Annotated in this window: 24 protein-coding genes; 10 read left to right on the top strand and 14 right to left on the bottom strand. The window is 73.6% G+C overall.

From position 1 onward, the window contains the following. Positions 1-28: 28 nt before the first annotated feature. Positions 29-2089, bottom strand: coding sequence for an aminodeoxychorismate synthase component I (pabB, locus tag ACTVAJ_RS04390; protein ID WP_470386739.1), 2061 nt, complete (start codon positions 2087-2089; stop codon positions 29-31). Positions 2090-2395: 306 nt separating this feature from the next. Further along, positions 2396-2902: an HAD domain-containing protein gene (locus tag ACTVAJ_RS04385; protein ID WP_470386738.1), complete on the bottom strand. Its 507-nt coding sequence runs from the start codon at positions 2900-2902 to the stop codon at positions 2396-2398. Between the two features lie 161 nt (positions 2903-3063). On the opposite strand from ACTVAJ_RS04385, the gene ACTVAJ_RS04380 reads away from it, so the two are divergent. Beyond that, positions 3064-3825 (top strand): metal-dependent hydrolase, encoded by a 762-nt coding sequence (locus tag ACTVAJ_RS04380; protein ID WP_470386737.1) that lies wholly within the window; start codon positions 3064-3066, stop codon positions 3823-3825. Positions 3826-3840: 15 nt separating this feature from the next. Here the strand turns inward: ACTVAJ_RS04380 and ACTVAJ_RS04375 are convergent, their stop codons facing one another. Further along, positions 3841-4572, bottom strand: coding sequence for a class I SAM-dependent DNA methyltransferase (locus ACTVAJ_RS04375; protein ID WP_470386736.1), 732 nt, complete (start codon positions 4570-4572; stop codon positions 3841-3843). A 239-nt stretch (positions 4573-4811) separates the two neighbouring features. Between ACTVAJ_RS04375 and bioB the strand changes: the two genes are divergently transcribed. Continuing rightward, positions 4812-5873, top strand: coding sequence for a biotin synthase BioB (gene bioB / locus ACTVAJ_RS04370; RefSeq protein ID WP_470386735.1), 1062 nt, complete (start codon positions 4812-4814; stop codon positions 5871-5873). A gap of 52 nt (positions 5874-5925) precedes the next feature. On the opposite strand, the gene ACTVAJ_RS04365 is transcribed toward bioB, so the two are convergent. Both ACTVAJ_RS04365 and ACTVAJ_RS04360 read right to left on the bottom strand, forming a co-directional pair. Next, positions 5926-7095 carry a thiolase family protein gene (locus ACTVAJ_RS04365; protein WP_470386734.1) on the bottom strand — a complete coding sequence of 390 codons (1170 nt, stop codon included), beginning with the start codon at positions 7093-7095 and terminating at the stop codon, positions 5926-5928. 21 nt (positions 7096-7116) lie between these two features. Beyond that, the gene (locus ACTVAJ_RS04360) at positions 7117-7890 is read right to left on the bottom strand and encodes a thioesterase family protein (protein WP_470386733.1); all 774 of its coding nucleotides are present in this window, start codon (positions 7888-7890) and stop codon (positions 7117-7119) included. 240 nt (positions 7891-8130) lie between these two features. Between ACTVAJ_RS04360 and ACTVAJ_RS04355 the strand changes: the two genes are divergently transcribed. Both ACTVAJ_RS04355 and ACTVAJ_RS04350 read left to right on the top strand, forming a co-directional pair. After that, positions 8131-9180: a flavin-containing monooxygenase gene (locus ACTVAJ_RS04355; RefSeq protein ID WP_470386732.1), complete on the top strand. Its 1050-nt coding sequence runs from the start codon at positions 8131-8133 to the stop codon at positions 9178-9180. A gap of 261 nt (positions 9181-9441) precedes the next feature. Continuing rightward, complete coding sequence (locus ACTVAJ_RS04350; protein WP_470386731.1) at positions 9442-10290, top strand: NAD(P)H-binding protein; 849 nt, start codon at positions 9442-9444, stop codon at positions 10288-10290. A gap of 108 nt (positions 10291-10398) precedes the next feature. Here ACTVAJ_RS04350 and ACTVAJ_RS04345 read toward each other — a convergent pair whose 3' ends face one another. Further along, a complete protein-coding gene (locus ACTVAJ_RS04345) occupies positions 10399-11361 on the bottom strand; it encodes an AraC family transcriptional regulator (protein WP_470386730.1) in 963 nt (320 codons plus the stop codon). A 134-nt stretch (positions 11362-11495) separates the two neighbouring features. Between ACTVAJ_RS04345 and ACTVAJ_RS04340 the strand changes: the two genes are divergently transcribed. Next, the gene (locus tag ACTVAJ_RS04340; protein WP_470386729.1) at positions 11496-11978 is read left to right on the top strand and encodes a winged helix-turn-helix transcriptional regulator; all 483 of its coding nucleotides are present in this window, start codon (positions 11496-11498) and stop codon (positions 11976-11978) included. 147 nt (positions 11979-12125) lie between these two features. Here the strand turns inward: ACTVAJ_RS04340 and ACTVAJ_RS04335 are convergent, their stop codons facing one another. Next, entirely contained in the window at positions 12126-12416 is a 291-nt protein-coding gene (locus ACTVAJ_RS04335; RefSeq protein ID WP_470386728.1) for a YiaA/YiaB family inner membrane protein, read from the bottom strand. Between the two features lie 131 nt (positions 12417-12547). Between ACTVAJ_RS04335 and ACTVAJ_RS04330 the strand changes: the two genes are divergently transcribed. Continuing rightward, the gene (locus tag ACTVAJ_RS04330) at positions 12548-12823 is read left to right on the top strand and encodes a hypothetical protein (RefSeq protein WP_470386727.1); all 276 of its coding nucleotides are present in this window, start codon (positions 12548-12550) and stop codon (positions 12821-12823) included. A 55-nt stretch (positions 12824-12878) separates the two neighbouring features. Here ACTVAJ_RS04330 and ACTVAJ_RS04325 read toward each other — a convergent pair whose 3' ends face one another. Beyond that, complete coding sequence (locus tag ACTVAJ_RS04325) at positions 12879-14099, bottom strand: cation:proton antiporter (protein ID WP_470386726.1); 1221 nt, start codon at positions 14097-14099, stop codon at positions 12879-12881. A gap of 493 nt (positions 14100-14592) precedes the next feature. On the opposite strand from ACTVAJ_RS04325, the gene ACTVAJ_RS04320 reads away from it, so the two are divergent. Further along, positions 14593-15288 carry a type 1 glutamine amidotransferase domain-containing protein gene (locus tag ACTVAJ_RS04320; protein WP_470386725.1) on the top strand — a complete coding sequence of 232 codons (696 nt, stop codon included), beginning with the start codon at positions 14593-14595 and terminating at the stop codon, positions 15286-15288. Positions 15289-15339: 51 nt separating this feature from the next. Here ACTVAJ_RS04320 and ACTVAJ_RS04315 read toward each other — a convergent pair whose 3' ends face one another. Together ACTVAJ_RS04315 and ACTVAJ_RS04310 are read right to left on the bottom strand one after the other, a co-directional pair. Beyond that, positions 15340-16197 carry a siderophore-interacting protein gene (locus ACTVAJ_RS04315; RefSeq protein ID WP_470386724.1) on the bottom strand — a complete coding sequence of 286 codons (858 nt, stop codon included), beginning with the start codon at positions 16195-16197 and terminating at the stop codon, positions 15340-15342. A 116-nt stretch (positions 16198-16313) separates the two neighbouring features. Further along, positions 16314-17429 (bottom strand): NAD(P)/FAD-dependent oxidoreductase, encoded by a 1116-nt coding sequence (locus tag ACTVAJ_RS04310; RefSeq protein WP_470386723.1) that lies wholly within the window; start codon positions 17427-17429, stop codon positions 16314-16316. A gap of 132 nt (positions 17430-17561) precedes the next feature. On the opposite strand from ACTVAJ_RS04310, the gene ddaH reads away from it, so the two are divergent. Continuing rightward, entirely contained in the window at positions 17562-18380 is an 819-nt protein-coding gene (gene ddaH / locus ACTVAJ_RS04305) for a dimethylargininase (protein ID WP_470386722.1), read from the top strand. Positions 18381-18384: 4 nt separating this feature from the next. On the opposite strand, the gene ACTVAJ_RS04300 is transcribed toward ddaH, so the two are convergent. The 4 genes from ACTVAJ_RS04300 to ACTVAJ_RS04285 all read right to left on the bottom strand — a co-directional run bounded on the left by ACTVAJ_RS04300 (position 18385) and on the right by ACTVAJ_RS04285 (position 21142). Further along, positions 18385-18951, bottom strand: a complete 567-nt coding sequence (locus ACTVAJ_RS04300) for a Clp protease N-terminal domain-containing protein (RefSeq protein WP_470386721.1) — start codon at positions 18949-18951, stop codon at positions 18385-18387. An 8-nt stretch (positions 18952-18959) separates the two neighbouring features. Continuing rightward, entirely contained in the window at positions 18960-19160 is a 201-nt protein-coding gene (locus tag ACTVAJ_RS04295; protein ID WP_470386720.1) for a hypothetical protein, read from the bottom strand. A 135-nt stretch (positions 19161-19295) separates the two neighbouring features. Beyond that, a complete protein-coding gene (locus ACTVAJ_RS04290; RefSeq protein WP_470386719.1) occupies positions 19296-20141 on the bottom strand; it encodes an ABC transporter permease in 846 nt (281 codons plus the stop codon). Then, positions 20138-21142 carry an ABC transporter ATP-binding protein gene (locus tag ACTVAJ_RS04285; protein ID WP_470386718.1) on the bottom strand — a complete coding sequence of 335 codons (1005 nt, stop codon included), beginning with the start codon at positions 21140-21142 and terminating at the stop codon, positions 20138-20140. The genes ACTVAJ_RS04290 and ACTVAJ_RS04285 overlap by 4 nt, the downstream gene beginning before the upstream one ends. Before the next feature lie 181 nt (positions 21143-21323). Between ACTVAJ_RS04285 and ACTVAJ_RS04280 the strand changes: the two genes are divergently transcribed. After that, complete coding sequence (locus ACTVAJ_RS04280) at positions 21324-21485, top strand: hypothetical protein (protein ID WP_470386717.1); 162 nt, start codon at positions 21324-21326, stop codon at positions 21483-21485. 148 nt (positions 21486-21633) lie between these two features. Further along, the gene (gene lanL, locus ACTVAJ_RS04275; RefSeq protein WP_470386716.1) at positions 21634-24222 is read left to right on the top strand and encodes a class IV lanthionine synthetase LanL; all 2589 of its coding nucleotides are present in this window, start codon (positions 21634-21636) and stop codon (positions 24220-24222) included. Positions 24223-24291: the final 69 nt, after the last annotated feature.

The following is a 24291-nucleotide window of genomic DNA, read 5'->3' as shown; positions in this document are numbered from 1 at the left end:
GCCGCCCGGCGCGTCGTCCGGCCGGGGGTCAGCGGACGCTGGCGGGCACGGCGGCCTTGAGCAGCATCTCCCCGTACTCGTCCTCGGGGTCGGAGTCCAGTACGATCGCGCCCCCCGCGCCGATGGTCAGCTCCCCGCCGGCCCGTACCGCGGTGCGGATGACGATGCTCAGGTCGGCGGTCCCCGAGTGCGACAGGTAGCCCAGCGCCCCGGAGTACACGCCCCGCGCGGAGGACTCCAACCGGTCGATGATCTCCATCGTCCGCAGCTTGGGCGCACCGGTCATCGACCCGCCCGGGAAGCAGGCCCGGACGGCGTCCAGGGTGGTCACGTCGGGCCGCAGCCGCCCCCGCACGGTGGAGACCAGTTGGTGGACGGTGGCGTAGGACTCCGTGTACATGAACGCGGGCACCTCCACGCTGCCGACCTCGCACACCCGGCCCAGGTCGTTGCGGAGCAGGTCCACGATCATGAGGTTCTCGGCACGGGTCTTGGCGCCCGTGCGCAGCTCCTCGGCGGCGCGGCGGTCGGCGTCGGGGTCGGCGTGGCGGGGGGCGGTGCCCTTGATGGGGCGGCTCTCCGCCACCCGGTCGGCGTCCACCCGCAGGAAGCGTTCGGGTGAGGCGCTCAGGACGCTCACCGGCCCCAGGCGCAGCAGGGCGGCGTAGGGGGCCGGGCTGGCGGCGCGCAGCCGCCGGTACAGGTCCAGGTCGCCGTCGGCTGCGTCGTCGGGGAGGCGGACCCGGTTGGTCAGGCAGATCTCGTAACTCTCCCCCTCGGTGAGGTGGCCCAGGCACTCCTTCACGTCGGTGACGTAGTCCTCGCGGGGGCGCTCCAGGTGGGCGCCCAGGTCCACGGCCGGACCGGCGGGCGCAGGCGGAGCCGGGACGGGCAGGGCGGAGAGCGCGTCGAGGGTGCGCGCGGCCCAGGCGCGGGCGTCGTCGGTGTCGTCGTGGACGACGTAGGTGCGCCTCTCGACGTGGTCGACGGCGACGAAGCGGTCACAGCGCATCCACACCGCGTCGGGGGTGGGCGAGGTGTGGACGCCGTCGGCGCCGCAGTCGGCCTTGAGTTCGTAGCCGAAGTAGCCCACGTGCCCGCCGGTGAAGTCGAACGGCAGGCCGGTGGGGGCGGTGGGGCGGGTGCGCCGGTCGAGGGCGTCGAAGACGGTGCCGGGCTCGCGGTGCTCGGCGCCGTCGGCGCCGCGGACGCGGACTTCGCCGTCGCCCACGCGGTAGGTGAGGATCTCGCCGGTGGCGGCGCCGAGGAAGGAGAAGCGGGCGGGCCCCTCGGGGCGGGAGCTGTCCAGCCAGAACGCGTGCTCGGCGGCGCCGTACAGGTGGGCGAAGGCCGCCTCGGTGTCCACAGCGCGGTCGAGGACGTGCACGCGCGGTGCGGGGGGTTCGGCCGCGGCGGGTCTTCGGGGCCGTCCGGTGGCGGCGGACGCGGCGCCGTCCAGGGCCGGGCCCGGGGGGCTGGTGCGTCCGTGAGCGGCGGACCCCGCCCGCACGAGGGGGCGGGCCAGCCGCAGGAAGTTGGCGACCAGGTCGGCTCCGGCGTCGCTGGCGATCGACTCGGGGTGGAACTGCACGCCCCAGCGCGGGAGTTCCCGGTGCTCCAGGCCCATGACCACGCCGTCCTCGGCCCAGGCGGTGGCGGCCAGCGGTGCGGTGAGCGGCTCGGGAACGGCCAGTGAGTGGTAGCGCACGGCGGTCAGGTCCTGGGGCAGACCCTCGAAGAGGCCGCGGCCGGTGTGCCGGACCCGGGTGAGGTGTCCGTGGCGCGGGACGGGGGCGGCGGTGACGTCGGCTCCGGCCAGGTGGGCGATGGCCTGGTGGCCCAGGCACACGCCCAGGACCGGGAGGTGGGTGTGGGCCAGCAGCTCGGGTACCCGGCCCAGGTCACGGGGGTTGTGCGGGCGCCCTGGTCCCGGAGAGACCACCACGGCGTCGAAGGCGGCCGGGTCCAGGCCGTCCCAGCGGGCGTCGTCGTTCGTGAGCACCTCGGGGGACTCGCCCAGCACACGCGCCAGCAGCTGGTGGAGGTTGTACGTGTAGGAGTCGTGGTTGTCGATCAACAGCAGGCGCATCAGGCAGATCCGAGGTAGAGGGGCCGGAAGCTCGTGGTTCACTCGGTCTTGCCGAGGGGTGCCCAGGACCTTCCACTCCAGATCCACTCCAGATGGAGTCTGGCCTGGATCTAGCTGAAAACGTCCCCGGGCGGTGCTGTCACACCGGCCCCGGGGCCGCCCCGACCTGGCCTGGGTGCCGAGCTGGTGTCCAGCGTATCCGCTGTGCCCCCTGTGCGGGCATCGCCTCTCCTCGCGACGTGCGCCGCCGTACGCCACCCGCTGCCGGGGACGGGTGGACATCGGGCGGGCGCGGACCGGTGGGGGTCACCTGTCCCGTTCCCGCCCCCACCCGGGCACCACCCACTCCGCCAGCACCTCGAAGTCCTTGGCCGTCAGCCCCCTGGCCGGGCCCACCCTGTGCAGGAGCGCCGGTCCCGGGTGCCACAGGTCGACCCAGTCCCGGTCGGCGCGGGCGATCTCGTCGTCCACCCACGCGAACGGCCGCCCGTCGGCGTACTCCACGATGCCGGGGGTCTTGACGTGTACCGATCCGGGCGCGTGGGTCCCGGCGGCCGGGAACTCGCACACGGGAAGCGTCGGGAGGCCGATGCGGGGCGCGATGTGGACGTTGGCGCCGTGCCCCCACGTGGTGGCCCACACGAGTTGGTAGGGCAGCGCGGCCAGAGCGGCCCCGTGTCCGTGTTTGAGCAGTACCTCGAACCCCTCAGCCCTCCACCTGCGGTAGCCGTCGCGGTAGGCACCCCGGCGACTTCCGGCGTAGGGGTTGAGGGGGCCGTCGACGTCGACGAACAGGAGGGGTCGCTGGTCCATGTGTGTCTCCGTTCGGTTCGTTCGGTGTGTCCTGTCCGGGACGCGGGCCGCCGGGAACCGGGGAGGGTTTCCCGGCGGAAGGGTCCAACGCCCCGATTTCCTCCGGCTCGGGTGGGGGACGGTGTCCGGTGTCCCCTCCTCCCCCGACTCCAGGAGTGTCGATGCTGGGTGTCTCGCACGCCGCGACGGGTGTGTTCGCCGGTGTGCTGACGGGTGCCGCGCTGGGCGCGCACCCTTCGGACGTGTTCGTCTGCGGTGCCGTGGCGGCCGGTGCCGCGCTCCTGCCGGACCTGGACGAACCGGGGAGCACGGTCGGACGGTCCCTGGGAGGGCTGTCCGAACTGGTGGCGGTGGGACTGCGGAGGCTGTCGCGTGTGGTCTACCGGATGACGGCGGGGCCCGGGGACTCCCTGGAGCCACGCACCTTGGCCGACGGACGGACGGTGCCGCCGGGCGGCCACCGGCACCTGACGCACACGCTTCCGGCGTGCGGGGTGTTCGGACTGCTGGTGTGGGGCCTGGCGGCGTCGGGCGGGCTCGGACTCGGCGTCGCCGTCCTCGCGATGTCCGCGCTCGGGCTCGGCACCGCGGGGCGTTCGCTGGGCGGGCCGAGGAGGGCCCGACTCCAGGTGGTGGGGGTGCTGTCCGTGCTGGTCGCGGCCGCGGCCGTGTACCTGCCGGGCGGGACGCCGTGGCTGGTGGGCCTGGCGGCGGGGGTGGGCGCGGTGACGCACGTCCTCGGTGACTGGTTGACCCGCAGCGGTGTGCCGCTGGCCTGGCCGGTCGCGGTGCGCGGCAAGCGGTGGTGGATGTTCCGCTCCCCGGTCGCGTTCCGGACGGGGGACAGCTGGGTGGAGACCGGGATCCGCTGGGGGTGCCTGACCTCGGCCCCGGCGGTGGTGGTCCTGACCCAGGTGGGCTGAGGCGGCCCACCTGGATCAGGCCGGGCCGTAGACGCTGACGTGCAGGGGGCTGGAGGCGTCGAACCGTTCCCCGTCCCACCCTCCCGACCTCTCGACGAGGCGCAGACCGGCCAGCCGGGCCATGAGGTCCATCTCCGACGGCCAGACGAGGCGGCAGGAGATCGGAGCCAGCCCGATGCCGTCGACGCCGAGGCTCACATGGTTCTCGTCGAGGATCTGCGTGGCGTGGTCGTACTGGTTGACGTCGAGGGTCACCGCGCCCGCGGTGAGGCGCTCAACGTTGACGAACTGTTCACCCCGGATCCACGCCCAGGGCGGGGCGGCCTCGACCACGAACACCCCGTCCTCGTCCAGGTGGCGGGCGGCGTTCCGGAAGCACGCGATCTGACCCTCCTGGGTCAGGATGTTGTAGAGGGTGTTGAAGACGAGGTAGACGAGCGGGTAGGTCCTGCCGGTGGCCTCGGAGGCCATGTCACCGACGATCACGTCGAGGTCCGCACCCCCCGGCTTCTCACGCAGCCTGGACACCATGTGCGGTGACAGGTCGATACCGTCGACCCGCACACCGTGCTGCGCGAGCGGGAGCGCGACGCGTCCGGTCCCGATCGCGAACTCCAGGGCCCTCCCGTCCCGTGCGTACCCGGCGAGGAAGGCGGCCGTGGCCTCCTCGTCACCGCGCAGGCGGTCGTCGTAGTGGCGTGCGGTGTCCGCGCCGAAGCTGGTCCTGGGGTGGAAGCCGTCCATCATGGGGCGTCAGTCTTGTGTCCGAAGCAGGGGGAGACAACTGGTTTTCCGCCGGGCCGCGGCGCCGGTCTGGTGCCGATCCCGCCCCGCAGGTACCCTGACCGCCTCCCCTGGAGAGGGCCGCCCTCCCCTCCGGCCCGGGAGTGAGCCCGGGAAACAGCCAGCGTGTACAAGACTTGCGCCGTGATTTTGGCGGGTTCGACGGATGCGCTCCGCGCGAGGAACACTCCAGGATCGTCACCGTGACGACTTTCCACTCTCTGGCCGACAAGGCCCTCCGACGTGAGACGCCCACCCGCGACGAGCTCCGCCAGGTCCTGAGCAGCTCCGACGACGACCTGATGGACCTGGTCGCCGCCGCGTTCCGGGTCCGGCTGCGGTACTTCGGCCGCCGGGTCAAGCTCAACTACCTCGTGAACATGAAGAGTGGACTGTGCCCGGAGGACTGCTTCTACTGTTCACAGCGGCTCGGCTCCGAGGCCGACACACTCAAGTACACCTGGCTCAAACCCGACCAGACGCGTGAGGCGGTCTCCGCGGGTGTCGAGGCCGGAGCCAGCCGGGTGTGCCTGGTCGCCAGCGGGCGCGGCCCCACCGACCGCGACGTCGACCGCCTGGCCCCCACCATCTCCGACATCAAGTCCGAGTTCCCCGGCGTCGAGGTATGCGCCTGCCTGGGTCTGCTCTCGAACGGCCAAGCCGACCGCCTGCGCGACGCGGGTGTGGACGCCTACAACCACAATCTCAACACCTCCGAGGAGCGCTACGCCGACATCTGCACCACCCACGAGTTCTCCGACCGGGTGGAGACCGTCGAGCAGGCCAAGCACGCCGGGCTCTCGCCCTGCTCGGGTCTGATCGCGGGGATGAAGGAGAGCGACGACGACCTCATCGACGCCCTCCTGGCGCTGCGCGACCTGGAGCCGGACTCGGTGCCGGTCAACTTCCTCATGCCCTTCGAGGGCACTCCCCTGGAGGGCACCTGGGAGCTGACGCCCCAGCGCTGCCTGCGCATCGTGGCGGCGGCCCGGTTCGTCTTCCCCGACGTGGAGGTGCGCCTGGCCGGGGGACGCGAGATCCACCTGCGCTCCCTCCAGCCGCTGGCTCTGCACATCGCCAACTCGATCTTCCTCGGCGACTACCTGACCAGCGAGGGCCAGGCGGGCAAGGCCGACCGCGAGATGATCGAGGACGCCGGGTTCGAGGTGCAGGGCGCCGGGGAGCCCACCCTGCCCCAGGAGCGGCACGACCTGCTCAAAGCGCGTCAGCGGGGTGCGGGAACCGCCCTTCCCCCCAACGCCTGACAGGGTGACGTGCCGGGGCCGACCGCCGCTGGTCGGCCCCGGCACGTCCCGGTCAGAGCCGTTCGACGACGGTGGCGTTGGACAGCCCTCCCGCCTCGCACATGGCCTGGAGCCCGTACCGGCCGCCGCGCTCGTGCAGGGCGTGCACGAGCGTGGCCGTCAGCCGGGCGCCGCTGGCGCCGAGCGGGTGCCCGATCGCGATGGCGCCGCCGTTGACGTTGACCCGGTCCAGGTCGGCGCCGGTCTCCTGGGCCCAGGCCAGGACGACCGACGCGAACGCCTCGTTGATCTCGAACAGGTCGATGTCGTCCATGGACAGCCCGGCGCGGTCGAGGACCCTGCGGGTGGCGGGGATGACCGCGGTGAGCATGTGGAGGGGGTCGTCCGCGGCCACGGCGAAGCTGTGCAGCCGGGCCAGGGGCCTCAGGCCCAGGGCGGCGGCGGTGTCGGCGGCCATGACGAGCACGGCGGCGCTGCCGTCGCTGAGCGGGCTGGCGTTGCCCGCGGTGACGTCCCAGGTGATCTGCGGGAACCGGGCGGCGGTGGCGTCGTCGTGGTAGGCGGGGCGCAGGGCCGCCAGGGTCTGCATCGTGCCGCCCTCGCGGATGCCCTCGTCGGCGGTGAGCCCGTTGACGGGGGCGAGCTGGGAGTCGAACGCGCCGCGTCGGGTGGCGTCGGCGGCCCGGGCGTGGCTGGTGAGCGCGAACTCGTCCATCCGCTGCCGGGAGATGCCCCAGCGCGCGGCGATGAGTTCGGCGGCCACACCCTGTCCGACCAGGCCCTCGGGGTAGCGCTTGGCGAAGCCCTCGCCCAGCGGGTCGGCGGACCCGGCCAGGTTGGCCCCCATGGGGACGCGGCCCATGGACTCGACCCCGGCGGCGACGGCGATGTCGTAGGCGCCGGCGATGACGCCCTGGGCGGCGAAGTGGACGGCCTGCTGGCTGCTGCCGCACTGGCGGTCGACGGTCGTGGCGGGCACGGATTCGGGGAACCCGGCGGCCAGGAGCGCACGGCGGGTCATGTTGGCGGCCTGCTCACCGTGCTGGGTGACCACGCCGCCGATGACGTCGTCCACCAGGGCGGGGTCCAGGCCGGTGCGTTCGATGAGGGCGCGGAGGCTGTGGGCGAGCAGGTCCACGGCGTTGACCTCGTGCAGGGCCCCGGTCGGCTTGCCCTTACCGACAGGGGTTCTGACCGCGTCGACGATGACGGCTTCTCGCATGGTGGTGTCCTCGGTTTCGGCTCAGGTGTGGATGAGACGGCGGAGTTGGCGTCCCTGGGCGGCGATGTGGCCGCCGCGGGTGTACAGGGTGGTCTCGTCGACGCACAGGTCCTCGGAAGCCCAGACTGTGCGGTGCCGGACGAGGTACCAGGGCCCCTCCGGCCGGCAGGGTGCCAGGTGCACGGACAGTTCGAGGGTGGGGACGGGCACGGGTCGGTCCCAGAGGGCGAACAGGCCCGGTGGCATGGCGTCGATGAGGATCAGGCGTGTGGCGTTCTCGTCCAGGTGGTCGATGCCGGTGGCGTCGGGATCCAGGCGCACCCAGGCCTCGTAGGCGGGTTCGGTTCCGGCGGTGAGCGGAAGGGTGTCGCTGAGGGGGCGGATGTCCAGGTGGCGACCGAAGCGGACGATGTTCTCGGGCGGGGTGAAGCGGTCCAGGGAGCCGGGTTCGGCCCGGACCGCCGGGGGCGGGGTGCGGCGCGGCCAGACGGCCGGCGGTGAGTCCGGCCCCCGGGTCTGGCGGATGAGCGCGGTGGCCAGGCCGTCGATGGTGGCAGTCGAGGCGGCCGAGCGGCCGCCGCGCAGTGCGCCCACGCGGATGTCGAAGGTTCCGGGCGGGACGGGGTCCAGGAGGTGGACGGTGACGGCACGGGGCGTCGCGCCGTGGACGTCGGTGGCGGCCTGTTGCAGGTGGGCCGCCACCAGGCCTCCGTGGGTGCCGCCGAAGCCGGCCCAGTCCGGGGCGAACACGGCGCGTCGGGTGGTCTCGCCGACGTCCTGGCTATGGATTTGCATAGCCAGGAAGCTAGGCTGTTGACTATGAAAATGTCAAGTCAGGTCGTCCCTCCAGCGGCACTCCGCTGACCCCTGCCGGTGAGGTGCCGCCGCGCACAGGACCCCGTCCGCGGGTGCGGCGTCCCCCGGGGCCGGTGCCCCGGCCTCCAGGCCCCGAGCGTCGGGCCGGAACCCGCGGTTGTGCGCACCGGAACGGGGCCGGTAGCCTCCCCTGGCACCCGAGGCCGGAGAGGATCCCTCATGTCCGAGTCCCCGATGATCGTCATCGGTGCCGGAGAGGCCGGGCTGGCCGCCGTCCAGGCGGCCAACCGCCGTCGGATCCGCCCGCTGGTGCTGGAGGCCGCCGACACGGCCGGGGGTTCGTGGCCGCACTACTACGACAGCCTGACCCTGTTCTCGCCCTCCCCCCACGCCTCCCTCCCGGGCAGGGCGATGCCCGGCGGTGCGCGCACCTACCCCTCCCGGGACGAGGTCGCGGCCTACCTGCGCGACTACGCAGCCCGACTGGACGCCGACTTCCGCTTCGGCCAGAAGGTGACCCGCGTCGAACACGACGGCGACGGCTTCACCGTCTCCACCGCCGAGGGCACTCCGCGGCGCGCACGCGCGCTCATCGCGGCGTCGGGGACCTTCACCCGCCCGCACCGCCCCGCGCTGCCGGGCCTGGGCGGGTTCACCGGCGCGGTGCTCCACTCGGCCGACTACCGTTCCCCCGAACCCTTCGAGGGACAGCGGATCGTGGTCGTGGGAGCCGGGAGCTCCGGTGTGGAGATCGCCGTCGAGCTGGCGCGGGTGGCCCGGGTGAGCCTCTCCAGCCGGGCACCGATCGCCTGGGTGGACCAGCATCCGCTGGGCCGTGACGTCCACTGGTGGGGTGCCGTCACGGGCGTCGACTCGGCCCCGGTGGGCCGGCTGTGGGAGCGCGTTCGCACGCCGGTGATCGACGACGGCCGGTTCCGCGCGGCGTTCGCCACCGGCAACCCCGACCGCAGACCGCTCTTCGCCCGTCTGCGCGGACACCGTGTGGAGTGGGCGGACGGAGCCGCGGAGCCCGTCGACACGGTGCTGCTGGCCACGGGCTACCGGCCCGCTCTGGACTACCTGGACGGCACCGGTGCCCTGGCCGCCGACGGCGGCCCGCTGCACTCCGGCGGGATCTCCACCACGGTCCCGGCACTGGGGTATGTGGGACTGGAGTTCCAGCGCAGCTACTCCTCGGCCAGCCTGCGCGGGGTCGGCCGCGACGCGCACCGCGTCGTGCGCGGTGTCCTGGCACGCTCCGCCTCCTGACGGAGCCCTGCGGCACGGACGTCCGGGTGCCGCGCGGGCGCCGAACCGACGTGCCGCCACCCCGTTCGGGCGGCCACCGCGGGTGCCCTCGTCACCGTCGGCGGGCACGGTGTCCCTCGTCCCCGGAGCCGGCCCCACGAGGCGGACGCCCCGGCCCCGCGGTCCGGCCGGGCAGGTGCTGGGCGCCCCCCGTACGCACGCCTATGCGCGGCGTATCCCGGCGCATGGCCCCGGAGTGTGCACGGGCGCCAGGATGCCGGTATGGACAACGCACCAGTACTCGTCATCGGAGCGACCGGCAAGACCGGCCGCAAGGTCACCGCCCGCCTGCGGGAGCGGGGCATCGAGGTCAGGGCCGCGTCGCGGTCGGGACAGGTCCGGTTCGACTGGGCCGACCCGGACACGTGGGGGCCCGCGCTGGAGGGTGCCGCGGGGATGTACGTCGTTCCCCTGGACACGTCGCCCTCACCCACGCCCGCCCTGATCGAGGCGGCCACGGCCGCGGGGGTGCGCCGCATGGTGCTGCTGAGTGCCCGCGGTGTGGACGTGCCCGGCTACTTCGGTGACGACACCACCGCCGCGGAGGTCCACCTGGCGGGCGAGCGCGCGCTGCGCGGGTCCGGAGCCGAATGGACGATCCTGCGGCCGAGCTGGTTCGCGCAGAACTTCAGCGAGGGCGACTTCCGGGACGCCATCGCGGCGGGCGAGCTGGCACTGCCCGCGGGCGACGGCCGGGCGGCGTTCGTGGACACCGAGGACATCGCGGCCGTGGCGGTCGCCGCGCTCACCGGTGACGGCCACGCGGGCCGCACCTACGAGCTGACCGGGCCGCGCGCGGTCGGCGTGGCCGAGCTGCTGGAGGAGATCGGCGCGGCCGCGGGGATCGGGGCGCGCTACCTTCCGGTCAGCGGGGAGGACTTCCAGCGGGCACTGGTCGCCCAGGGCTTCTCCCCGGCCGAGGCGGCGCTGTGGTCCGACGCCATGCACGCCATCCGCACGAGTCAGGACGCCGTGGTCACCGACGGTGTGCGCCGTGCCCTGGGACGGGAACCGCGCGACGTCGCCGACGTGGTCCGGGAGGAGGCCGCCCGGGGCGCCTGGAAGCGGTGACCCGCGAGGTCTGGCGGCCGAGCCCCGGCCCTGGGCCCGGTCCGCGCGGGCCGTCCCGGACCGCCGGTACGCGGACGGGCGGCCGTCCCGCGCTCCGCCGGTCGCCGTCTATCCGGCGGGTCCGGGAACCTCCGCCCGCGGGGCCCGCCCAACGTCGGGCCCCGCGGCGGTGAGGCCCTCCCGGTAGGCGGACGGACTCACCCCGCGCACCCGCTTGAAGGCGGCGCTGAAGCCGAAGGCGTCGGCGTAGCCCACCCGGTGGGCGACGGACGCGACGGTCAGCTCCGGCCGGGCCAGCAGGTCGGCGGCCAGTGTCATCCGCCACCCCGTGAGATAGGAGACCGGTCCCTCGCCGACCAGGTCCGTGAACCGCTTGGCCAGGGTCGTGCGCGAGACCCCGGCCCGGGTGGCCAGCGACGCCGTGGTCCAGGGCCGGGCCGGATCCTCGTGCAGGGCCCGCAGCGCCGGTCCGACCACGTCGTCGCCGAGGGCCGCGTACCACTGGGGCGACTCGGCCTCGGGGCGGTCGAACCAGTCGCGCAGACCGCACACCAGCAACCAGTCCAGCAGCCGGTCCAGGACGATCTGCCGACCCGGACCGGCGACCCCGATCTGCGCCTCCAGGTAGTCGCGCAGCGGGGCGCACTCACCGCCGTCGGCGACGACGGCCACGGGGGGCAGGACCCGCAGGAGGCGGCGCGGGACCTCGGCGCGCACGTCGTAGGCCCCGACCAGCAACACGGTGCTGCCGGACAGCTCCTCCGGCTCCCCGTACGCGAACGCGGGGGACGCGCCACCGTCCACTCCGGCTGTCGGGGCCGGTACGGGCGTGTCCGGGGCGTCGGTGAAGGTGAACGGATCCGGCCCCCGTACGATCGCCACCTCACCGACCGAGACCCGCCGTGGCGTCCCCGTCGGCGGCACGATCCATCCCGTGCCGCGCAGGGGAACGCACAGTGTGAGGTAGGGGGCGTCAGTGAACCGCAGCGACCACGGCGGCCGCAGGACCGACCTCCCGAACACCGATCCGCGCCCCCGGACACCGCTCAGCAGTTCGTCGACCACGTCCATGCCGTCACCCTAGACGAGCCGTTCCGACGGGTCGGTGGTCGTGGGCCGTCAGAGAACGCGGGACCGGCCGGCCGTGCCGCGGAGCGCACGGTCGGGCGGGTTCCGGTCTTGCTTCGCTCACTAGGCTCTGGGGTATGACGATCAAGCTGGACCACGCCCTGGCCGACCCGCGCGCCTGGCGCCCCACCGAGTGCGCCATCGCCGGTGCCCTGGAGGTCCTCGGCCCCCGCTCCTCCCTGCTGATCATGCGCGAGGCACTGCTGTTCGGCGTGCGCCGCTTCGATCTGTTCGTCACCCGGGTCGGCGTCACCGAGGCGGTGGCCGCCGCCCGGCTCAAGCACCTGACCGAGGCCGGACTGCTGACCCGCCAGCCCTACAAGGAACCCGGAAGCCGCACCCGGTACGAGTACGTGCCCACCCAGAAGGGGCGTGACCTGACGCCCGTCGTGCTCGCGCTGATGGAGTGGGGGGCCAAGTACCTCACACCGGAGGGCGCGCCCCTGTCGGTGGTCGACGACGCCTCCCGTGAACCCGTCCGGGTGGGTTACCTGGCCCCGGACGGTACCGAGCGGGCGGAGGAGGACCTGCGCATCCAGCCGACCCGGCGTGATCCGTGACGGGTCCGCGCCCCGACCGCGTGCGGCGCCCCCGTGGGACACGGGGGCGCGCCAACGGGGCGCCGGAGCCGCTCTTCCGCCCGCCGCCTGATCCGCTGACGCGCCCGGGTCCGGGTCCGCCGTGAGTCCCCGGCGGCACCGGACCGGCTACTGGTGCTGGTGGAGCGGTTCCTGGCCGTTCCAGACCGGCATCTGCTGGTACTGCTGGGCCATCTCCTCCGCGATCGCGTCCTCCTGACGGTCGCGCACGCACTTGGCCAGGGTGAAGGTCGAGGTGATGACGAACAGGAGACTCATCCCGAGGAAGGCGCGCATCCACAGGTCGACGGGCAGGTAGACGATGCCCGCGCCCGCGCCCAGGGAGGAGACGGCGAAGGCGATCACCGACTGGAGGTAGAACTGCGAGGTGGACCGGGGGTGTGTGTTGGGGGTGCTCATGTGTCCATCGTGGTCCGATCGTCCCCGGGGCGCCTGAGTAGGACTACTCATCCGGCCGCGACGGCGCGTGCGTCGTCGCCTCCGTGGCGCTGACCGACAACGGAGACCGGAGAACCACCGGTGTCGTCGGCGTGAGTTTCCGCGAACGGGGCAACCACGGCGGCCGGTTCGGCTCCTTCGGGATCGTGGACCCGGACTCCGGGGACGTCCACCGGTCCGTGCGCGTCGGCGGCCCCCGCGACGACGGAGACGTCTTCCACGTCGAACCCGTGCGCCTCCCCTGCCGCATCGAACCCGGCGACACCGACCAGACCCACCTGTACTTGCCCGCGCCGTCGCTGGAGGTGGACGAGGTCGACCTGGAGGCCGGGATCTTCGGTGCCCTGGAGGACGTCCCCCCGGACTGACGCGGAGCGCCGGCCGGCCGAGCGCACGCCCGCACGGGTCCGGGCGCGGGCACGGTCACCCGTCCGTCGCGGCGGGTGCACCGGTCCGCGTCCGTGCCCGTGTGCGCCCGACCAGCGCCAGGCCGACCTGGGGAAAGATCAGCACCGAGAGCATGCCCGCGCCGACCAACGCGGCCGCGTGCGCCGAGTTCATGTCACCGGCCTGTGTTCCGATGGTGGTCAGTACCACGAGCAGGGGCAGTGCCGTGGCGGAGAACAGCGCCAGAGCCACACCCTCGTGGCGGCTCAACCCCTTGCGGCACAGAACCCACACCGGAAGTCCGCGTACCAGGAGGAACAGGACCAGGAACATCGGCACGGTCGCGACCGCACCCCAGTCCGACACCAGCGCGTCCAGGTCGAACCGCACCCCGGTCACCACGAAGAACACCGGGATGAACACGCCGTAGGACACGGCCGTCATCCGGGTCTCGACCTCCTCGACCTCCTGGGGGTGGTTGTTGAACAGCATCACCCGGACGATGATCCCCGCCGCGAAGGACCCGAGGACGCTGTCCAGCCCCAGGATCGTGGACACCCACAGCATGAACACCACCACCAGAAGGCACAACCGGACCGCGAGCTGGGTGCTGGTGCCCAGGGTCACCCGGACCAGCCGCTGGATCCGCGCGGAGGTCCCCCAGGTCATCCGCCAGGCGGCCAGCACGGCCACGGCGAAGAAGGCCAGCAGCAGAAGCGACCCGGTCAGCGGCCGGTAGCCGCTCAACAGCAGGGCGATCACCACGATGGGCGCGAACTCCCCCACCGTCCCCGAGGCCAGCACGCGCGCGCCGAACACCGAGCCGAGCACCCCGGAGTCACGCAGGATCGGCAGGACCGTCCCGAGCGCCGTGGTGGTCAGGGCCAGCCCGATGATCAGTGCCGTCTGCGACCAGCCCAGCAGCAGCCAGGCCGTACCCAGGCCCAGACCGAGCGCGCACGCCCACGCCGTTCCCGCGCGGTGCAGCGTTCCCCCGGCCACCCGGGACACGTCGATCTCGTACCCGGCCATGAACATCAACAGGGCCAGCCCCATGCCGGAGGCCGCGGTGATGATGTCGGTCTCCTCGACCAGACCGAACCCCGACGGTCCGATGAGGATGCCCAACGCGATCTCCAGCACGACGCCGGGCAGCACCACCCAGCGGCCGAGCACGTCGACCACCAGGGGTGCGGCCACCGCGGCGGTCACGATGACCAACAGCGGCGTCAGGCTCGTCACAGTGTCGGCTTCCACCGGCTCCGCCCTTCAGTGCGCTCTCCTACCAGGTCATCCTGGCGAACGCACCGGTCGAACCGGTGGAGCCGCGCCCGGGGTCCACACCACCGCGTCGATCCCGGCCTCCCCCGTGCCTCACCGACGCCACCACACTGGCCGAGGCGGATCGGCCCGGGTTCCGGTGCGGGAGGGCCGACCTCCGTGAGGACCTCGGGGGCTTCGCGGGCGTCCTGGCCGACCACGTGCACGGCGGCCGGGTCGGCGCGTCGGGTCCGTTGCGGGTCATGTTCCGGGCAGCCGGGTCACGGCTCTGTGCCGTTCCCGGAAAACCATAGAAAGATTGATGTCGGGTATTCGTCTTCGCATTGGACGCCTGTGGGTTCGGCGCCTAGTTTCGAACCGTCGCCGCACTGACGGCCCGCACCCGCGGTCGCGGGTTCGCGGGCCGTCGGGTGCGCGCCACCACGTCACCGCGGGTCCGCGGCGGCCCGCCGCCCAGAGGAAACACACCATGTCCAAGATCCTTTTCGTGATGACCGGCGTCGACCACTGGACGCTGGCCGACGGAACCAGGCACCCCACCGGCTTCTGGGCCGAGGAGGCGGTCGCCCCCTACGAGGCGTTCACGGCCGCGGGGCACGAGGTCACCGTCGCCACCCCCGGCGGGGTGGTCCCGACCGTGGACGCGGGCAGCCTGTCCGCCGAGGCCAACGGCGGGCAGGAGGGCGCCGACAGGATGGCCGCCGCGCTGGAGGCCATGACCGAACTGCGCGGCCCGATCGCGCTGGAGGACGTCGACCTCGCGGACTACGCCGCGGTCTTCTACCCCGGCGGCCACGGCCCGATGGAGGACCTGTCGGTCAACGCCGACTCCGGGGCGCTGCTCACCCGGGCCCTGGAGGGCGGGACGCCGCTGGGCGTGGTCTGCCACGCCCCGGCCGCGCTCCTGGCGGCGACCGGGGCCGACGGCGCCAACTCCTTCGCCGGCTACAGGGTCGCGGCGTTCACCAACGCCGAGGAGCGCCAGGCCGGGTTCGCCGACAGGGCCAGGTGGCTGCTCCAGGACCGCCTCACCGAGGCAGGTGTGCGGGTGGAGGAGGGTGAGCCCTGGGCTCCCAAGGTGGTCGTGGACCGGAACCTGGTCACGGGCCAGAACCCGGCCTCCTCGGCTCCGCTCGCCGCCGAACTGCTGAGGAAGCTGGGCTGACCGACGTGACCGGCCCGGCCGCGGGGCTCGGCGCCGCGGCCGGGCCTCGGCCTACCGAGCCCCCCGGGCCAGTTCCAGCCTCTCCCGCGCCTCGGCCATGTCCTCGGTCGTGGGAGCGTCGTCCTGGGTCAGGCTCCGCCGCCAGTATCCGGTGAAGTCGACGTCCCGCTTGGGTACGCCGCGGTCGTTCACCAGGTGGCGGCGCAGGGAGCGGACCATCCCGGCCTCACCCGCGATCCAGGCCCCCACCCGCCCCGGCGGCAGCTCGGCGGCGCGCACCGCCGCCACCAGCCGTTCTCCGTGCGCGGCGTCCCCCCGGTGGATCCACCTCAGGTCCACGTCGGCGCGCGTGGTCAGGGGCAGCTCCTCGGCGGTGTCGCGGACCTCGACCAGGACCACGGCGCGCCGCCCCTCGGGCAGGCTCTCCACCAGGGTGCCCACGGCGGGCAGGGCGGTCTCGTCACCCGCCATGAGCAGCCAGTCGGGGGTGGCGGTGTCGAAGGGGGAGGCGAACTCGGCGGAGGGGCCGAACATGCCCAGGACCGCGCCGGGACGGACCCGCCGCGCCCACCGGGTGGCGGGCCCGGAGTCGCCGTGCACGACGAAGTCGATGTCGACGGTGCCCCGTTCGGGATCGTGCCCGCGCAGGGTGAAACTGCGCATCCAGGGCCGTTCGTCGTCGGGCAGGGCGGTGTAGGCCCGGTACCAGGACATCAGGTCCCCCTCGGGGCGGGGCAGACGGGGCGCGTCCTGCCCCTGGCGGGGGAAGTAGAGCTTGACCTGCTGGTCGGGCCCGCTCAGGGACGGGGCGGCCAGGCCGTCACCGGTGAAGGTCACGCGCACCATGTGCGGGGTGAGGGGACGCGACGCGACGACGCGGAGATGGCGGACCGGCATTTTCTCGCTCACCAAAACTCCTCAGGATAGTGGTTTCGCCAGGTGTTCTCAAGGCCGAAACTCAAGTTCTAGCAAGCGATTTCGCGAAAATGTCAAATGAAAAACCGTGCTTGTTTTTGTGGCATGCGTCACTCTGACTGGGGGCGGTCGGGGCGGAACTCCGCCAGGTCCAGCCCCGGGTCCTCCCCCGCCGCCAGGCGGGCCGCGACCAGGCCCTGGTACGGGCCGAACGTCAGCCCCTCCGCCCCCAGGCCGGTCGCCACCACGACCCCCGGGAGCCGTCCGATCCGCCCCAGCAGCTGACCGCCGTCGTGCGTTCCCGGCCGGAACCCCACCCTGGTCTCCACGACCGTGGCCTCGGCCAGCCCCGGCAGCACCTCCACCGCGGTGGACAGGTTGTGCAGCAGCCCACTGGCCGTCACCCGCCGGTCGAACCCCGCCTCGGGCTCCACCGTTCCACCCGTGACCACCCGGTCCGGGCCGAACGCGCACACGAAGTACCCGCGCTCACCGAACCGCACCACCGGCCAGGCGCGCGTGTCACGTCCCGGCAACGCGAAGTGCGTCATCTGGCCGCGCACCGGGAACACCGGCAGGTCGACCCCCGCCACCGCGAGCAGGCGCGCCGACCACGCCCCGGCGGCGACGATCACCACGTCGGCCTCCAGGTCGTCGCCGCCCACGCTCACCCCGGTCACGCGATGTCCGTTCCAGGACAGGTGGGCGTCGCCCTTGAAGTACCGCAGCCCCCGCTCCTCCGCGGCGTCGAACAGCGCGTCGCGCGCACGGCGGCCGTCGAGGCGGGCCATACCGGCCACGCGCACACCCCCGTACTCCTCGGGCACCAGGGGGAACAGGCGGGTCGCCTCGCCCGGCGCCAACCGCTCCACCCGCCCCATGGTGGTGAACTCCGGCCGCTCGGCCAGAGTGCGCATCAGGTCGTAACCGGCGTCGTCCCCCTCCCGGTCCACCGACACGCCGCCGACCGCCTCGTACCCGGTCACGTGCCCGTCGTCGGCCAACTCGGCCATCAGTTCCGGGTAGTGCGCGGCGGCGCGCGCCTTGAACTCCCACAGGGGCGCGGAGTCCCAGGGGAGGGGCCAGGGGAAGACCACACCCAGCCCCGCCGAGGTCGCCTGCCCCCTGTTCGCGGCGTCCACCAGTGCGGTGGACACACCTTTCCTGGCCAGGTGGAAGGCCGCGCTCATGCCCACGATCCCGCCACCGACAACGATCACGTCCATGTGCCCACCCTGCCTCGGGCGGTGCCCCCGGACAAGGCGGGCGACCCGCGTGCCGCGTCCGGGAGCCGGTGCGGCCGACGCGGTACGTTGAGCTCTCCCGTACCCGACCCGAACCTCCGGGAGGTCACGCACGTGGACGGATTCACCAGCCCGGGGCTGGCCCTCACACGCAGGCCCAGCCCGGAGATGGCACGGGGCATCCTCACCCACCTCCCCCGCTCTCCCGTGGACCCCGTGCTGGCCATGCGCCAGTACGTCATCTACCAGGAGGCGCTGGCCTCGGCCGGGTGGCGGGTGGTCGAGGTCGACCCGGCCCCGGACCACCCGGACTCGGTGTTCGTCGAGGACGCGGTGGTCGTCTGCGGGGACCTGGCGGTACTCACGCGTCCCGGGGTCGAGGAGCGCCGGGGCGAGGTGGAGGGGGTGGAGGCGTCGGTGCGCTCCCTGGGTCTGCGGGTGGCCCGCCTGGAGGCCCCCGGAACCCTGGACGGCGGGGACGTGCTCCAGGTGGGTGAGACCGTCTACGTCGGCGTGGGCGGGCGGACCAACACCGAGGGGGCCGACCAGCTGGCACGCCTGCTCAAACCACTCGGTCGCGAGGTCAGGCGGGTCGGACTCGGAGCGGTCCTGCACCTGAAGTCTGCGGTGACGGCGCTCCCCGACGGTTCGCTGATCGGGCTGCCCGACCTGGTGGACACCGCGGCGCTGCCCCCGATCCGGCGCGCCCCCGAGGAACCGGGGGCGCACGTGCTGCCGCTGGGCGGGCGCGACGTCCTGGTCAGTGCCGCCGCGCCCGCCACCATCCACGAGCTGACCGCCGAGCACTGGCGGGTGCTGCCGGTGGACGTCTCGGAGTTCGAGAGGATGGAGGGCTGCGTCACCTGCCTGAGCGTCCTGGTCCCCGACCGGGAGCGCGGGCGCGGGGACCGGGACGACGGTTCCGGGGCGTGAGCGGTCAGGCCGCGTCGTCGAGCGCGCCGTCCACGCGCCGCCGGGCCCGCTCGTAGGTCAGGCCGTGGTCGGCGACCACCCCCGCCACCGGCTCCGGCAGGCCCTGGCGCAGCAGCGCCAACAGGATGTGCCCCGACCCGATGGCCCTGTGGCGCAGGGCGATCGCCTCACGCAGGCTCAGCTCCAGGACCTTCTTGGCCCGGGGGTCGAAGGAGCCGCCGCGCCGCCCCCGCCTGCCGGGCCGCTTCGCCGCGGCCTCCGGGCGCAGGGCGTCGGGGCCGTAGCTCTCCCTGATCCGGTCGAAGACCGCGTCGGTGTCCACGCCCACGGCGCGCAGCGCGGCGATCTCGTCGTCGGTGAGGCCGGCCGGGCCCTGCGGGGAGGCTCCCGTGTCGAGTTCGGCGGCGGTGAGGCCGTGGTCGGCCAGGACACGGGCGCCCAGACTCTCGGTGTCGGACGCCAGGGCCAGCAGCAGGTGGACGGGGCCGACCCTGTCCTCGCCCCGCTCCTCCACCGACTCGACGGCCCCGCGGACGATCTCCCGGGCCTCCTTGGTGAAACGTTCGAACATGGTCTGTCCTACTCCTTGGTCCGGCGGACGTGTTTCTGGTGGACGGCCTGGCGGGTGACGCCCAGGGCGTCCGCGATGCTCTGCCACGACCACCCCTGGGCCCGTGCGTCCCGCACGTGCAGCCCCTCCAGGTGGTCGGCGAGTCTGCGCAGCGCGACCACGGCCCTCAGGCCGGTCCGCGGGTCGATGGGTTCGGTGCTGTCGGCCACAACGTCAAGATAAATTGACACAGCATGATTGTCAATGGAAATTGACACATCTTGTGGTCTCCGGTCAGGGCGCCGACACCCGCACACGCGTCGGTCCCCGTCCCGGAACACCCGGGGCGGGGACCGAACCGGACCTCACTGGTCGGGGCGGGAGAACCGGCGAGCGGCCACCACCAGGCACAACACCGCGAACCCCGCGAGGACCGCCAGCTCCACCGGAACCGGCACCAGCGAACCCCACACCTCCAGCCCCTCGAACAGTCCCGTCGGTGCCTCACCCGGCAGACGCGCCGCCAGGACGCGCCGCGCCGCGTCCACCGCGTACGTCAGCGGGTTGAGCGCGGTGAGCGCGTCCAGCCACGACGGCAGACCGCTGAGCGGGAAGAACGCCCCGGACAGGAACACCAGTGGCCCCAGCAGCAGCCCGGTGACCGCCTGGAACGTCTGCGGACTGGGCAGCGACACCGCCAGCAGGGCGCCCAACGACGTCATCGCGAACGCCGCGAGCGCCAACACGGCCACGAACGACACCAGCAGCGCGGGATCGTAGGGCACCTGCGCGGCGCCCGCGAACACCAGCAGCACCGCCCCGTGACACGTGGCCGTCGCCGTTCCCGCCAGTACCTTGCCGAGCAGCAGCGACTCACGGCGCACCGGTGCCACCAACATCTCCCGCAGGAACCCGAACTCGCGGTCCCACAGGATCGAGGCGCCCGACGCGAACGCGGGCGGCTGGATCGCCATCACCAGCACCCCCGGGAACAGGAACGTCACGTACCCGATCCCCGACCCCCCGTCGGGCACCACCGCGCCCAGGCCGACGCCGAGCGAGACCAGGATCAGCAGCGGCTGGAGCAGGCTGATCACCAGCCGCAGACGCTCACGGCCGAAGGTGATCATCTCCCGCTGCCACACGGCCCCCACCGCGCGCGCCTCCCCGGCCAGGCGCGCGCCGACCTCCCGCGACGACGCGTCGATCACCGCGCCCTCCCCTCACCGGCCGGGGAACCCAGGCTGCGCCCCGTGTAGTGCAGGAACACGTCGTCCAGGCTGGGCCTGGACACGGTCGCGGAGGTGACCGCCCCCTCCAGGGCGGTCACGATCCTGGGCAGCATGGCCGCCCCGTCCTCGGCGCGCACCACCACCTGGCCGTCGATCACGGCCGGGCGCACACCGAGACCGCCGGCCAGGGTGAGGGCGTCGCGTTCGGGATCGGCGGTGCGCACCCGGATGCTGTCGCGGCCGATCCTGGCCCGCAGCTCCTCGGGTGAGCCCAGCGCCACGACCCGGCCGTGGTCGAGGATGGCCAACCGGTCGCAGTGGTCGGCCTCGGCCAGGTGGTGCGTGGTCAGCAGGACGGTGGCGCCCGACTCGCGGCGCATGCGGTGCACGTGGTGCCACACCTCCGCCCGGCTGTGCGGATCCAAGCCCACGGTCGGCTCGTCCAGGAACAGCACCCGGGGACCGTGCAGCAGACCGCGCGCGATCTCCAGGCGGCGCTTCATCCCGCCCGAGAGGGTGCCCACCAGGCTGCGGCGCCGGTCGGTCAACTCGGTGAGCGCGAGCATGGCGCTGACCCGTTCCCGCGCACGGCGGCGGGAGACCCCGTACAGGACCGCGTGAATGCGCAGGTTCTCCTCGACGGTGAGCTTGTCGTCCAGGGTGGTCTCCTGGAAGACCACGCCGATGGAGCGGCGGACGGAGGCCGGGCGGGTGCGCACGTCGTGCCCGGCCACCCACAGCCCGCCCGAGGTGGGCCGCGTCAGCGCGCACAGCATGGAGATCGTGGTCGACTTCCCGGCGCCGTTGGGCCCCAGGAGACCGAAGATCTCCCCGGGGCGGACGAGGAGGTCGAGCCCTCGCACCGCCTCCACTCCGGGGAACGTCTTGACGAGCCCCTCGGCTCGGATGGCGGGCACCTCCGGTGGGGATTCGGGCGTGGCGGCCTGGCGCATTGCGGCCGTCACTCCCATCGAGGTCATGGGGGGACTTTCGGGTTCCAATTCACTCCTCATGGGGCCAAACCGGACGCGATCTGGTGGCCAGGTGGGCGGATCCGATGACCGAACCGTTTTCCGCGCATCCCAGGGGGGATTGAAGTCTTCGGCAAAGCTACACGAGGTAGCGTGCCTCTCACAATCAGTAGCCGAACGGGAGGAACCCATGGCCGCGCAGGACCTGCCCCGCGACGCCGGAACGCTCGACACCACCCCCCTGGTCTCCCTCGGAGCCGAGACCGAACTCCTCTCCGAGCAGCTCAACCTCGACTGCATCCGCACCTGCATCAGCGGCTGGACCATCCGCTGCGACGGAGCCACCTTCTGACGCCGGACCCGGCCACGACACCGCGAACCTGAGCCGGAGCCGCACCCGGACACGACCGAGCACGTCCCACCCGGAACGAGCCCGACACCGGGGTGGCCGCCCCCAGCCGGCGGCCGCCCCTCCCCGACACACCGACAGGAGACCGACGGTGCGCGAGCACGACGCCACCCGGGCCTGCACCCCCGCGCTGGAGGAACGCCTGCGCCGGGCCGGACGCGTGATCACCGACCACACGACCTGGACCGACGTCACCCTCCCCGGTCTCGACCTGCCGCCCCAGGGCTGGAAGATCCACCTGTCGGCCCGCCCCCCGACCCTGGTCGAGACCCTCGACCGCGCCCTCCCCCTCCTGCTGCGGACCCCCTGCCGGTTCAAGTTCGCGCGCACCACCGAGATCCTGCGCGAGCTCAACTCCCACCGCTCCCGGCCGGGTGCCGTGGGCAAGGCCGTCACCGTCTACCCCCCGCGCGAGCACTTCACCGACCTGGCCGAGAAACTGGCCGCCGAACTCGTCGGCATGGAGGGACCGCGCGTCCACAGCGACCGCAGGATCCGCACCGACGCCCCCGTCTACTACCGCTACGCCCCCTTCGAGGCCACCCACGCCACCGACGACAACGGCGACCTCCAGCTGGTCGTCCACGACGACGAGGGACGCGCCCGGCCCGGCGGCGCCGACGGCCGCTACCACGCCCCGTCCTGGACCCCCGACCCCCTCACCGGAGGGCTGCCGGCTCCGGAGGCGGACACCCCCTCCCCCGTCCTGCTCGGCGGCCGGTTCCTGGTGCCGGGCGCCATCGCCCACACCGCCTCGGGCGGCGTCTACCGCGCCACCGACACCACCACCGGGCGGGCGGCCGTGGTCAAGGAGCGCCGCGCCCACACCGACGAGGACCCCACCGGAACCCGCGACGCCCGCCACCGACTGCGCGCCGAAGCCGCCGTCCTGCGACGGTTGGAGGGCGTCGCGGGCGTCCCCCGCGTCGTGGACCACTTCCGCCACGGTGCCGACGAGTTCCTCGCCACCACCGACCTCGGCCCCCGGGACCTGCGCACCGACGTGGCCACCCACGGCACCCACACCACCGCCGACCGCAGTCCGGTCCTCCTCGCCACCCGCCTCACCCGCCTGGTCGACGCCGTGCACGCCCGGGGCGTACTCATCCGCGACCTGGCCCCCAAGAACGTCGTCGTCACCGAACAGGGCCACCCCGGCCTGGTCGACTTCGAGATCAGCCACACCGCCGACGCCCCCGACCCCGATCCGCCCCGGGGCTGGACCCCCGGATACTCGTCACCGGAACAGGAACGCGGCGAACCCGCCCGGACCGAGGACGACCTCTACTCCCTGGGTGCCACCCTGTTCTACGCCGTCACCGGCGTCGACCCGCCCTCCCGCGCGGCCCGGGCCGTACCCGACGACGGCCGTGCCCGCACCGCCCTCGCCGCCCTGGGCGACCGCGTCCCGGCCGTGGCCGGGGTGATCCCCGACCTGATGTCGCCTGACCCCGCACAGCGCGTCCACGCCATGGCCCTGCTCCGCTCCGGCCGCACCCCCGAACCCCCGCGCGCCGATCCCCGCTACACCGTCACACCCGCCCGCGTGGACGCGCTCGTCGCCGCGGCGCTGGACCAGACCCACGAGGCCGCCCGCGCCCTGCTCACCGGCCGCGACCGCTCCCCGGCGGGCACACCCAGCCCCACCAACCAGTACCAGGGGGCGGCCGGGACCGGCATGGAACTCCTACGCCACCACGACCCCCGTTCACGCTCCCTGTCCCGCGCCCTCGCCCACTGGACCTCGGGCTTCCTGGCCCTGCGCCCCACACCGCCCGGGCTGCAGCTCGGCTCCTGCGGCACAGCCGTGTTCCTGGCCACGGCCGCACGCGAACTCGACGACCCCACCCTCACCGAAGCCGTCCGCCCCCTGGCCCGGCCCCTGCCCGAGACCGTCACCTCCACCGACCACACCGCCGGACTCGCGGGGATCGTCCTGGCCCAGCTCCACCTCTGGCGCCTGACCGGGGACCCGACCCGCCTCGACCTGGCCCGGCGCGGCGCACGGCTCCTCGTCTCCACCGGCTCCGCCGCCACCGTCCGCGCCCGCCCGCCCGACCCGGGCGACCACGACGCCACGGCCGCGCACCTGGGACTGGCCCACGGCCTGGCGGGCGTGACCCACGCCCTGCTGTGCCTGGACGCGGCGGTGGGCGACCACGACGCCCTCGCCGAGGCCACCGCCGGCCTGGAGGTACTCGCCCACCTCCTGCCACCGCTGCTGGACCACGCCGACCACGCCACCGCCCGCCCCATGGCCCTGTCGTCGTGCCAGGGACTGGCCGGTATCGGCACGGTCCTGCTCCGCGGCGGCGCCCACACCGGCCGGAGCCACCTCACCGAACTCGCCCTGGGCGCCGCGCGCCGCTGCCGCGCGCACGCTCCCCGGATCGCCGTCACCGGCCAGTGCTGCGGCCTGGCGGGGGTCGGCGAGTTCCTCCTGGACACCGCCGACCGCACCGGGGACGCCGCCCACCGCGACGCCGCCCTGCACGTGGCGGGCCTGGCCCTGGTCCGGTCGGACGGTACCCCCGACGCCCCGGTCTTCCTCGACCACACCCGAGAGCCGGGCGGCGGCTGGGCCAGCGGCGTCGCGGGCGTCCTGGCCTTCCTGCGCAGGCTGGCCCGGGGCGGACCGCGCGACTGGTCGGGCGACCTCCCCCACACCCCCGACATGTGACCACCACGACACTTCCGCCCCGCTCCACACCACCGGGAACCCAGCCACCACCGCGCCCGTTGCCAGGGC

This window comes from Nocardiopsis sp. KDC1DS13DA1 (assembly GCF_055632325.1).
This window is presented reverse-complemented; position numbering and strand designations above follow the sequence as displayed.

Excerpts from the sequence above, each read along its gene's own strand:
- pabB (WP_470386739.1), bottom strand. The coding sequence starts at position 2,089 with ATGCGCCTGCTGTTGATCGACAACCACGACTCCTACACGTACAACCTC.
- ACTVAJ_RS04385 (WP_470386738.1), bottom strand. The coding sequence starts at position 2,902 with ATGGACCAGCGACCCCTCCTGTTCGTCGACGTCGACGGCCCCCTCAAC.
- ACTVAJ_RS04380 (WP_470386737.1), top strand. The coding sequence starts at position 3,064 with ATGCTGGGTGTCTCGCACGCCGCGACGGGTGTGTTCGCCGGTGTGCTG.
- ACTVAJ_RS04375 (WP_470386736.1), bottom strand. The coding sequence starts at position 4,572 with ATGATGGACGGCTTCCACCCCAGGACCAGCTTCGGCGCGGACACCGCA.
- ACTVAJ_RS04365 (WP_470386734.1), bottom strand. The coding sequence starts at position 7,095 with ATGCGAGAAGCCGTCATCGTCGACGCGGTCAGAACCCCTGTCGGTAAG.
- ACTVAJ_RS04360 (WP_470386733.1), bottom strand. The coding sequence starts at position 7,890 with ATGCAAATCCATAGCCAGGACGTCGGCGAGACCACCCGACGCGCCGTG.
- ACTVAJ_RS04355 (WP_470386732.1), top strand. The coding sequence starts at position 8,131 with ATGTCCGAGTCCCCGATGATCGTCATCGGTGCCGGAGAGGCCGGGCTG.
- ACTVAJ_RS04350 (WP_470386731.1), top strand. The coding sequence starts at position 9,442 with ATGGACAACGCACCAGTACTCGTCATCGGAGCGACCGGCAAGACCGGC.
- ACTVAJ_RS04345 (WP_470386730.1), bottom strand. The coding sequence starts at position 11,361 with ATGGACGTGGTCGACGAACTGCTGAGCGGTGTCCGGGGGCGCGGATCG.
- ACTVAJ_RS04340 (WP_470386729.1), top strand. The coding sequence starts at position 11,496 with ATGACGATCAAGCTGGACCACGCCCTGGCCGACCCGCGCGCCTGGCGC.
- ACTVAJ_RS04335 (WP_470386728.1), bottom strand. The coding sequence starts at position 12,416 with ATGAGCACCCCCAACACACACCCCCGGTCCACCTCGCAGTTCTACCTC.
- ACTVAJ_RS04320 (WP_470386725.1), top strand. The coding sequence starts at position 14,593 with ATGTCCAAGATCCTTTTCGTGATGACCGGCGTCGACCACTGGACGCTG.
- ACTVAJ_RS04310 (WP_470386723.1), bottom strand. The coding sequence starts at position 17,429 with ATGGACGTGATCGTTGTCGGTGGCGGGATCGTGGGCATGAGCGCGGCC.
- ACTVAJ_RS04300 (WP_470386721.1), bottom strand. The coding sequence starts at position 18,951 with ATGTTCGAACGTTTCACCAAGGAGGCCCGGGAGATCGTCCGCGGGGCC.
- ACTVAJ_RS04285 (WP_470386718.1), bottom strand. The coding sequence starts at position 21,142 with ATGACCTCGATGGGAGTGACGGCCGCAATGCGCCAGGCCGCCACGCCC.
- ACTVAJ_RS04280 (WP_470386717.1), top strand. The coding sequence starts at position 21,324 with ATGGCCGCGCAGGACCTGCCCCGCGACGCCGGAACGCTCGACACCACC.